The following is a 10493-nucleotide window of genomic DNA, read 5'->3' as shown; positions in this document are numbered from 1 at the left end:
TCGTACGGGACATGGTCGTGGTCGGGACGCTGGAGGAGGCCGAGGAGCTTGTGGGCGCCTACCCCGGACTGACCGCCGTGACGGCGGAGGGGGATCTCCTGGGCGCGCACTTCGCGCACGGCGGCTCCGCCGGGGCGCCCAGCCTGCTCGAAGTGCAGGCGTCCGTCGACGAGGCAGCCGCCGAGCTGGCCGAACTCGCCCTACGGTGCGACGAACTGGCCGAAGCTCAGCGCCGGGCGGCCGCCCGACGTACCGACTGCGCCGCCCTCGTCGAGGAGTTGGGGGAACGGCGGCGCGCCGCCGACCGGGAGAAGTCCGCCGTCTCAGGCCAGTTGGGGCGGCTCGCCGGCCAGGCCAGGGGCGCCGCGGGGGAGGCCGAGCGGACGTCCGCGGCCACCGCCAAGGCCCAGGACGCGCTGGACCGGGCCACCGAGGAGGCGGAGGAGCTGGCGGAGCGTCTGCTCGTCGCGGAGGAGGCACCGGCCGAGGAAGAGCCCGACACGTCCGTACGGGACCGGCTGGCCGCCGACGGGGCCAACGCCCGGCAGACGGAGATGGAGGCGCGTCTCCAGGTCCGTACCCACGAGGAGCGCGTCAAAGGACTCGCCGGCCGCGCGGACTCGCTCGACCGGGGCGCCCGCGCCGAGCGCGAGGCACGGGCACGCGCGGAGCAGCGCCGCGCCAGACTGCGCCACGAGGCCGCCGTGGCCGGGGCCGTCGCCTCCGGCGCCAGGCAGCTGCTGGCGCACGTCGAGGTGTCGGTCGTACGCGCCGACGAGGAACGCGCCGCGGCCGAGGCGGCGAAGGCGGGCCGCGAACGGGAGCTGGTCGCGGAGCGGAACCAGGGCCGCGACCTCAAGAGCGAACTCGACAAACTCACCGACTCGGTGCACCGGGGCGAGGTGTTGGGCGCCGAGAAGCGGATGCGGATCGAGCAGTTGGAGGCGAAGGCCCTGGAGGAGCTGGGCGTCGAGCCGGCCGGTCTGATCGCCGAGTACGGCCCCGACCAGCTCGTACCGCCGTCCCTGGCCGCCGAGGGCGAGGAACTGCCCGAGGACCCCGAGGACCCGCGCAATCAGCCCCGGCCGTACGTACGGGGCGAACAGGAGAAGCGGCTCCGGTCGGCCGAACGGGCGTATCAGCAGCTCGGGAAGGTGAATCCGCTCGCCCTGGAGGAGTTCGCGGCGCTGGAGGAGCGGCACAAGTTCCTCTCCGAGCAGCTCGAAGACCTCAAGAAGACCCGTGCCGATCTGCTGCAGGTCATCAAGGAGGTCGACGAGCGGGTCGAGCAGGTCTTCACGGAGGCGTACCGGGACACGGCCCTTCAGTTCGAGGGCGTCTTCTCGCGGCTCTTCCCCGGGGGCGAGGGGCGCCTCATCCTTACGGATCCCGACAACATGCTCACCAGCGGCGTGGACGTCGAGGCCCGGCCGCCCGGCAAGAAGGTCAAGCGGCTGTCCCTGCTGTCGGGCGGTGAACGGTCGCTGACCGCCGTGGCGCTGCTGGTGTCGATCTTCAAGGCGAGGCCGAGCCCGTTCTACGTGATGGACGAGGTCGAGGCCGCGCTGGACGACACCAACCTCCAGCGGCTGATCCGGATCATGCAGGAGCTTCAGGAGAGCTCCCAGCTGATCGTGATCACGCATCAGAAGCGCACGATGGAGGTCGCCGACGCGCTGTACGGCGTCTCCATGCAGGGCGACGGCGTCTCCAAGGTGATCAGCCAGCGCCTGCGCTGACCGGGTGCGGCAGCCACCGCCAAGGCCGTCTCCAATGGCCGCCAGGACCGCCGTCACGACAGCCGCCGCGACCACCGTCTCCGTCGAACGGCCCCCGTCAGGTGGTGGGTCCGGCGCGGTCGTGCACGACTTGAAGGGCTTTCCCCATGCCCGGCGTCCGTCCGGGCGGCCACAGGAGCCCATGTGACGAGCGCAGCACAGCCGCCGAGGCCGGGAGGCCCGCAGGCCCACCCCGAGCACATCGGCCATGTCATCTTCATCACCGCGGCGGCGGCCATGGGCGGCTTCCTCTTCGGCTACGACAGCTCCGTCATCAACGGCGCCGTCCAGGCGATCAGGGACCGCTACGACATCGGCTCCGGCGAGCTGGCCCAGGTGATCGCCGCGGCGCTGATCGGCTCCGCCATCGGCGCCGCGACGGCGGGCCGGATCGCCGACCGGATCGGCCGTATCCACTGCATGCGGATCTCGTCCGCGCTCTTCACCGTCAGCGCCGTCGGCTCGGCGCTGCCGTTCGCGCTCTGGGACCTCGCCATGTGGCGCGTCATCGGCGGGTTCGCCATCGGCATGGCCTCCGTCATCGGCCCCGCGTACATCGCGGAGGTGTCGCCTCCCGCGTACCGGGGCCGGCTCGCCTCGTTCCAGCAGGCGGCGATCGTCCTCGGCATCGCTCTCTCGCAGTTGGTGAACTTCGGCATCCTGCACATCGCCGACGGCGACCAGCGCGGCACGATCGCCGGCCTGGAGGCCTGGCAGTGGATGCTCGGCGTCATGGTCGTCCCCGCGATCCTCTACGGGCTGCTCTCCTTCGCGATCCCCGAGTCGCCGCGCTTCCTGATCTCCGTCGGCAGGAAGGACGCGGCCAGGGGCGTACTCGCCGAGGTCGAGGACAGCGGTGTCGACCTGGACGCGCGAGTCGAGGAGATCGAGCTCAACCTCCGTAAGGAGCACAAGCCGACGTTCAAGGACCTGCTCGGCAGGGTGGGCTTCCTGCCGGTCGTGTGGATCGGCATCGGCCTCTCCGCGCTCCAGCAACTCGTCGGCATCAACGTGATCTTCTACTACAGCTCGTCGCTGTGGCAGTCCGTGGGCATCGATCCCACCAGCTCGTTCTTCTACTCGTTCACCACGTCGATCATCAACATCATCGGCACCGTCATCGCCATGATCTTCGTCGACCGGATCGGCCGCCGGCCCCTGCTGCTGATCGGCTCGTTCGGCATGATGGTGTCGCTGGCCCTGGCCGCCTGGGCGTTCTCGTACAAGAGCGGCAGCGGCTCCGACATCTCCATCCCCAACACGCAGGGCACCGTGGCGCTCGTCGCCGCCCACTCCTTCGTGCTCTTCTTCGCGCTGTCCTGGGGCGTCGTCGTCTGGGTACTCCTCGGCGAGATGTTCCCCGGCAAGATCCGGGCCGCCGCACTGGGCGTGGCCGCGTCGGCGCAGTGGATCGCCAACTGGGCCGTCACCGTGTCGTTCCCGACCCTGTCGGACTGGAATCTCTCGGGCGCGTACGTGATCTACTCCGCCTTCGCCCTGCTCTCGATCTTCTTCATTCTGAAGTGGGTTCCCGAGACCAAGGGCAAGCGGCTGGAGGAGATGGGCTGACCCGCCCCGTTCCCGGGATTCCGCGCCCCGTCGGCGCCCGGAATCTCCCCATCGGCCGAAGCCGGCCGGCGCCTGCGAAGATGACGGCGTGGACATCGTCATTCTTGCCGTAGTCATCGCCCTGGTCGCCGTCGGTGTGATCAGCGGGCTCGTGGTCAGCAGCCGCAGGAAGAAGCAGCTGCCGCCCTCGGCACCGTCGAGCACGCCGACCATCACGACCCCGCCCGCGGAGCCGCACGTCGGCGACGAGTCGGGGCCGCCCCGGGAGGAGCCCCGCCGCACCATCGAGGAGGTGGGTCTCCCCGACGGGACCGAAGCGACCGCGACGGCGCCCGCCGTCGAGGACCCGGTCGTGGCCGCCCCGCCCGTGGCGATCGAGATCCCGGAGCCGACCGCGGGCCGTCTGGTCAGACTGCGGGCCCGGCTCGCCCGCTCGCAGAACACCCTCGGCAAGGGGCTGCTCACGCTGCTGTCGCGCGAGCACCTCGACGACGAGACGTGGGAGGAGATCGAGGACACCCTGCTCACCGCCGATGTCGGCGTCGCGCCCACCCAGGAGCTGGTCGACCGGCTGCGTGAGCGGGTCAGGGTGCTCGGTACGCGTACGCCCGACGAACTGCGCTCGCTGCTGCGCGAGGAGCTGCTCGCCCTGCTCCGTACGGACTTCGACCGCGCGGTGAAGACCGAGAGCGGTCTGGACACGCCGGGCGTCGTGATGGTCGTCGGCGTCAACGGCACCGGCAAGACCACGACGACGGGCAAGCTGGCGCGCGTCCTGGTGGCCGACGGCAGGTCGGTCGTGCTCGGCGCCGCCGACACCTTCCGCGCCGCCGCCGCCGATCAGCTCCAGACGTGGGGCGAGCGCGTGGGCGCCCGTACGGTACGCGGCCCCGAGGGCGGCGACCCGGCGTCGATCGCCTTCGACGCGGTCAAGGAAGGCATCGCGGAGGGCGCCGACGTCGTCCTTATCGACACGGCGGGGCGTCTGCACACCAAGACCGGGCTGATGGACGAGCTCGGCAAGGTCAAGCGCGTCGTGGAGAAGCACGGTCCGCTGGACGAGGTGCTGCTGGTCCTGGACGCGACGACGGGGCAGAACGGCCTCGTGCAGGCGCGGGTCTTCGCCGAGGTCGTGGACATCACCGGAATCGTGCTGACGAAGCTGGACGGCACGGCCAAGGGCGGCATCGTGATCGCGGTCCAGCGTGAGCTGGGGGTGCCGGTCAAGCTGATCGGGCTGGGCGAGGGGCCCGACGACCTGGCGCCGTTCGAGCCGGAGGCGTTCGTCGACGCGCTGATCGACGGCTGAGCCGGCCGGACCGACGGCCTGCGAGGCGCCGTACGGGGACGCCGTACGAAGAAAGGGCCCTTCCGCGTGGTGTACGCGGTGGGGCCCTTCGTACGGAGGAGGCGACGACGGGGCGTGGTCAGGGAGCCGGCGGGGGACTGAGCCGGGACTGAGCCGGGGCTCAGTCGCGGACGGGCGAGCGATGGCAGACGTACGCCAGGGTGCCGAGCAGCAGCCGCGCCTGCGGCGGGTCGGCCGCCGTGTCCAGCACCGGCGGCCGGAGCCAGCGGACGGGCCCGAGGCCGCCGAGGTCCGACGGCGGCGCGGTGACGTGGTCGCCCGCGCCCAGACAGCGCAGGTCGAGACCGGCGTCGTCCCAGCCCATCCGGTAGAGGAGTTCGGGCAGTTCGGCGGCGGCGCCCGGCGCGACGAAGAAGTACGCGCGCCCCGTCGGTGTGGCGGCGACGGGCCCGAGCGGCAGTCCCATCCGCTCCAGCCTGACCAGGGCGCGACGGCCCGCCGGTTCGGCGACGTCGATGATGTCGAAGGTGCGCCCCACGGGCAGCAGGACGGCCGCCCCCGGGGTCTCGGACCAGGCCTTGGCGGCATCGTCCAGGGTGGCGCCTGCGGGGACTTCCAGCGCGGGGTCCAGCGGATGCGCGCCCGGTGCGCGGCATCCGGCGGCGCGGCAGGAGCAGCGGCCCGCGGCGGCCCGCGCACCGGGGACGACGTCCCAGCCCCAGAGCCCCGTGTACTCGGCCACCGTCGTGTACTCGGTGGCGCGGCTGCGGCGCCGTGAACCGGACCGCATCTCCCGGATACCGCCGATCGTGAAGCCCATGCCCCCTCCAACGGGTCGAACTCGTGGGTGGTTACGATGCGGAGTCATCCTGTGACCCTCTGTCGGAGCCCCGTTCCTCGGTGTTGTCCTGGCCTCGTTCCGCTTCGTTTCGCTCTCGCTCCGGCGGCGCGAGCGACATTCGGGGTGGTGCGACCGGGTGCGTGCGCCCCCGCGTGCAACGTTCCACCCGTTCCTGATCGTCGCCCCGTCAAGTGAATCGCGCCTGACCGCAGGCGAGTTCATTCGAAGGGGTGGCGAATGGTGGCGTTTACGGAACGGCCCTCGCCGGAGGGGTGATCGTAGGATTACTTTGAGTACGCGAACGGTGGGAAGTCACACGTTCGTGGTTATGCCGCGGGCAACTCGGTTTCCTGTTCGAAGGAGCGCAATCTCCGGACAGACGACCGTAACTGACGGCATTCTGGTAGAAGTTCGCGCGACAGGGCTTCAGCGGATGGGGGCATTCCAGTGGGCGTCAGTGGCGCAGACGGTACGGCTACCGGCAAGCGCCCGAACGGGCAGTTGAGCTCGTGGTTCCGGCGCAGCGGCTGGTCCAAGGGCGAACTGGCGCGCCAAGTCAACCGCAGAGCACGCCAGATGGGCGCGCACCACATCAGCACCGACACCTCCCGGGTGCGCCGCTGGCTCGACGGTGAACAGCCGCGTGAGCCCATTCCGCGCATCCTCTCGGAGCTGTTCTCCGAGCGCTTCGGCACCGTCGTCGCGGTCGAGGACCTCGGACTGCGCTCCGCGCACCAGTCGCCCTCGGTCTCCGGCGTCGATCTGCCCTGGGCCGCGCCCCAGACCATCTCGCTGATCAGTGAGTTCTCCCGCAGCGACCTGATGCTGGCCCGGCGCGGCTTCCTGGGGACGTCGCTCGCGCTCGCCGCAGGACCCGCTCTGGTCGAACCGATGCAGCGCTGGCTGGTGCCCACCTCGCCCGCCGACGAGGACGGCGCGGGCAGCGCCGCTGTGCGCCGCCCCTCCCGGCTCTCGACGCCGGAGCTGGACCTCCTGGAGTCCACCACGGTGATGTTCCGTCAGTGGGACGCGCAGTGCGGCGGCGGTCTGCGGCGCAAGGCGGTCGTGGGCCAGCTCCACGAGGTGACGGACCTCCTTCAGGAGCCGCAGTCCGACGGCACCACGCGGCGCCTGTTCAGGTGCGCGGCCGAACTGTCCGAGCTGGCCGGCTGGATGAGCTACGACGTCGGACTTCAGCCCAACGCCCAGAAGTACTTCGTCCTGGCCCTGCACGCCGCCAAGGAGGCGGGGGACAAGGCCCTCGGGTCGTACATCCTCTCCTCCATGAGCCGCCAGATGATCCATGTCGGCCGCCCCGACGACGCGTTGGAGTTGATCCACCTCGCCCAGTACGGCAGCAGGGGCTGCGCCACGGCACGTACGCAGTCGATGCTGTACGCGATGGAGGCGCGGGCGTACGCCAACATGGGGCAGCCCGGCAAGTGCAAGCGCGCGGTGCGGATGGCGGAGAACACCTTCGCCGACGCGGGGGACGACGGCGAGCCGGAGCCCGACTGGATCCGCTTCTTCTCCGAGGCGGAGCTCAACGGCGAGAACGCGCACTCCTACAGAGACCTGGCCTACGTGGCCGGGCGCAGCCCCACGTACGCCTCGCTCGCCGAGCCCGTCATGACGCGCGCCGTCGAGCTGTTCGAGAAGGACGAGGAGCATCAGCGGTCGTACGCGCTGAATCTCGTCGGGATGGCCACCGTCCACCTCCTTAAGAGGGAGCCCGAGCGGTCCACGCCTCTGATCAAGGAGGCGCTGGCCATCGCCAAGAAGGTGCGCTCCGAGCGCGTCAACACACGGCTGCGCAAGACGGTGGCCACCGCCACCAGGGATTTCGGGGACGTCTCAGAGATCAGTCAGCTCACCGAGCAGCTCACGGAGGAGATCCCCGAGACGGCGGAAGCCGTATGAGCGGTCCCTGAGCGGCCCCTGAGCGGTCCCTGGACGGGCTGTGAGGCGCCTGGCGGGCTTTGGGTGGGCCGTGACCCGTGAAGTCCGCGCCGTACCCCTGGGGCCGCCGGATTCTGCCACCGCCGCATCCCGCGACACGGCAGTTCATCCAGGCGTAACACCCTGGACCACTTCGTCACTGGCGTGAAACATCGGGCGGCATCGACCGAAATCACCCCACGTCAATCTCCTCACCACTAGTCGGCCCACTGAAGTAAGAGCATCCGCACGGGCCGTATTTCCCACCCACGAGGAGACGCCGGCCTTGAATGGCGCAGATACCGCATTCGTATTGATCAGTGCCGCGCTCGTCATGCTGATGACGCCCGGCCTGGCCTTCTTCTACGGAGGCATGGTCAGGGTGAAGAGCGCCCTGAACATGCTCATCATGTCTTTCATCTCGCTCGGCATCGTCAGCGTGCTGTGGGTGCTCTACGGGTACTCGCTCACCTTCGGTGACGACATCGGCGCCGGGCTGCTCGGCAACTTCGACCACATCGGTCTGAAGGGCATCAACGCCGAGACGCTCACGGGGGGCACCGAGGGAATTCCCGTCTACGCCTTCGCCCTCTTCCAGCTGATGTTCGCCGTACTGACTCCGGCGCTGATGAGCGGCGCACTCGCCGACCGCGTCAAATTCACCGCCTGGGCGCTGTTCATCGCCCTGTGGGTCACCGTCGTCTACTTCCCGGTCGCGCACTGGGTCTGGCAGGCGGACGGCTGGCTCTTCAAGCTGGAAGTGATCGACTTCGCCGGTGGTACGGCGGTCCACATCAACGCCGGTATCGGCGCACTCGCAGCGGTGCTGGTCGTCGGCAAGCGCATCGGCTTCAAGAAGGACCCGATGCGGCCGCACAACCTGCCGCTGGTGGTTCTCGGCGCCGCGCTGCTGTGGTTCGGCTGGTTCGGCTTCAACGCCGGCTCCGCACTCGCCGCCAACGGCACGGCCGCCATGATGGCCTTCAACACGCAGATCGCCACCGGCGCGGCCATGCTCGGCTGGCTGATCTACGAGCGCATCCGGCACGGCGCGTTCACCACCCTCGGCGCGGCCTCAGGAGCCGTCGCCGGTCTCGTGGCGATCACCCCGTCCGGCGCGCACGTCAACCCGTTCGGCGCGCTGCTCATCGGCGTCGTCGCCGGAGCGGCCTGCTCGTGGGCCGTCAGCCTCAAGTACAAGCTGGGCTACGACGACTCCCTCGACGTGGTCGGCGTCCACCTCGTCGGCGGCGTCATCGGCACCCTGCTCGTCGGTGTCCTCGCCATCGACGGCGTCGGCGGCCTCTCGCAACTCGGCAAGCAGGCGGTCGGCGCCTTCTCGGTGATGGCGTACTCCTTCGTGGTCTCCTGGATCCTGGCCAAGATCGTCGACGTCACCATCGGCTTCCGGGCCTCGGAGGACGACGAGACCAGCGGTGTGGACATGGCATTCCACGCGGAATCCGCCTACGACTTCAGCGCGGTGGGAGGCTCGCCCTCGGGCCGAAGCAGTGTGACCGCTCCGGACAAGGACTTCGCCGCCGCGGCGCAGAACAAGAAGGTGGACGTATGAAGCTCATCACCGCAGTCGTCAAGCCACACCGGCTGGACGAGATCAAGGAAGCCCTCCAGGCCTTCGGCGTCCAGGGGCTGACGGTCACGGAAGCCAGCGGCTACGGCCGGCAGCGCGGCCACACCGAGGTCTACCGGGGCGCCGAGTACACCGTCGACCTCGTACCCAAGATCCGCATCGAGGTGCTGGTCGAGGACGGTGACGCCGACGAACTCATCGAGGTCGTCGTGAAGGCCGCCAGGACAGGCAAGATCGGTGATGGCAAGGTGTGGAGTGTGCCGGTGGACACGGCGGTCCGGGTACGTACGGGGGAACGCGGCCCGGACGCCCTCTGAAACCGGACGCTGATTCCAGGCGCTCCGACACCGGACGAACTCGATCCGATGCCGGCGCGTGCTCGGTGAGCGGGCACGCTCCGGCGCCCAACTCGTGACAACGTCGCGCGAGTTGAGACACCGAGCGCGCTCGGAGACGGGACGCGCAGCGAAACCGGGCGTCCCCGCACGCGAGACGCCCGCCGAAAGACGGGACCCGCCGGGTGACCACCCCAGAACAGACGACCGGACAACCCGACCCCGGACCCAGTGGCTACGCGGCGGCCCGGCTGCGCCTCCTCCACGAGAAGACGCGCCCCGGGCCGCCGCGCCGCGCCGCCCTGGCGCGCCTCACCGACGACTGGCTGCACGCGCTGTTCACCGCCGCGGTCCGCGAGGTGGGCGTCCAGGGCGCGGCCCTCGTCGCCGTCGGTGGCTACGGACGTGGTGAACTGTCCCCCCGCAGCGACCTCGACCTTCTCCTCCTGCACGACGGCGGCTCCGACGCCTCGGCGATCGCCGCGCTCGCGGACCGCGTCTGGTACCCCGTGTGGGACCTCGGACTCGCCCTCGACCACTCCGTCCGTACGACGGCCGAGGCCCGCAAGACGGCCGGCCAGGACCTCAAGGTGCAGCTGGGGCTCCTCGACGCACGCCACATCGTCGGCGACCCGGCGCCCACCGCAGCCCTGCGCACCGCCGTACTTGCCGACTGGCGCAACCAGGCGCCCAAGCGCCTCCCCGAACTCGACGAACTCTGCCGCGAACGTGCCGAGCGCCAGGGCGAGCTGCAGTTCCTCCTCGAACCCGACATCAAGGAGGCACGGGGCGGTCTCAGGGACGCCACCGCCCTGCGCGCCGTCGCCGCCTCGTGGCTGGCCGACGCCCCCCGCGAGGGCCTCGCCGACGCCCGCCGCGCGCTCCTCGACGTACGCGACTCCCTGCATCTGACGACCGGCCGGGCCACCGACCGGCTCGCCCTCCAGGAGCAGGACGGCGTCGCCGCGGACCTCGGCATCGAGGACGCCGACGAACTCCTGCGGCAGGTCTACGAAGCGGCGCGCACCGTGTCGTACGCCTCCGACGTCACCTGGCGCGAGGTCAACCGCGTCCTGCGCTCGCGGGCCGCCCGCCCCCGCTTCCGCGCCCTCCTCGGCGGCAGCAGGCCCGC

At 70.5% G+C, this 10493-nt stretch carries 8 protein-coding genes; 7 read left to right on the top strand and 1 reads right to left on the bottom strand.

Going from position 1 to position 10493, the window contains the following annotated elements; translation table 11 throughout:
- From BHU15_RS33225 to ftsY, 3 genes are all read left to right on the top strand, one after another.
- Positions 1–1739: AAA family ATPase (locus BHU15_RS33225; protein WP_171908493.1), on the top strand; the 1739-nt coding region annotated here is incomplete at its 5' end.
- A 183-nt stretch (positions 1740–1922) separates the two neighbouring features.
- A complete protein-coding gene (locus BHU15_RS33220; RefSeq protein WP_069630527.1) occupies positions 1923–3347 on the top strand; it encodes a sugar porter family MFS transporter in 1425 nt (474 codons plus the stop codon).
- A gap of 88 nt (positions 3348–3435) precedes the next feature.
- Positions 3436–4656: a signal recognition particle-docking protein FtsY gene (ftsY, locus tag BHU15_RS33215; RefSeq protein ID WP_023538379.1), complete on the top strand. Its 1221-nt coding sequence runs from the start codon at positions 3436–3438 to the stop codon at positions 4654–4656.
- 160 nt (positions 4657–4816) lie between these two features.
- Here ftsY and BHU15_RS33210 read toward each other — a convergent pair whose 3' ends face one another.
- Positions 4817–5476: a bifunctional DNA primase/polymerase gene (locus BHU15_RS33210; RefSeq protein ID WP_069630526.1), complete on the bottom strand. Its 660-nt coding sequence runs from the start codon at positions 5474–5476 to the stop codon at positions 4817–4819.
- 468 nt (positions 5477–5944) lie between these two features.
- On the opposite strand from BHU15_RS33210, the gene nsdA reads away from it, so the two are divergent.
- The 4 genes from nsdA to BHU15_RS33190 all read left to right on the top strand — a co-directional run.
- Positions 5945–7417 carry a transcriptional repressor NsdA gene (nsdA, locus tag BHU15_RS33205; protein WP_069630525.1) on the top strand — a complete coding sequence of 491 codons (1473 nt, stop codon included), beginning with the start codon at positions 5945–5947 and terminating at the stop codon, positions 7415–7417.
- 304 nt (positions 7418–7721) lie between these two features.
- Complete coding sequence (locus BHU15_RS33200) at positions 7722–9008, top strand: ammonium transporter (RefSeq protein ID WP_031229376.1); 1287 nt, start codon at positions 7722–7724, stop codon at positions 9006–9008.
- On the top strand, positions 9005–9343 hold the full coding sequence (locus tag BHU15_RS33195) for a P-II family nitrogen regulator (RefSeq protein WP_023538375.1): 339 nt from the start codon (positions 9005–9007) through the stop codon (positions 9341–9343). The genes BHU15_RS33200 and BHU15_RS33195 overlap by 4 nt, the downstream gene beginning before the upstream one ends.
- A gap of 203 nt (positions 9344–9546) precedes the next feature.
- The coding region (locus tag BHU15_RS33190) for a [protein-PII] uridylyltransferase family protein (protein ID WP_171908492.1) at positions 9547–10493 on the top strand (947 nt) is incomplete at its 3' end.

The sequence above is a fragment of the Streptomyces niveus genome, assembly GCF_001723055.1.
Classification (GTDB): Bacteria; Actinomycetota; Actinomycetes; order Streptomycetales; family Streptomycetaceae; genus Streptomyces; species Streptomyces niveus.
This window is presented reverse-complemented; position numbering and strand designations above follow the sequence as displayed.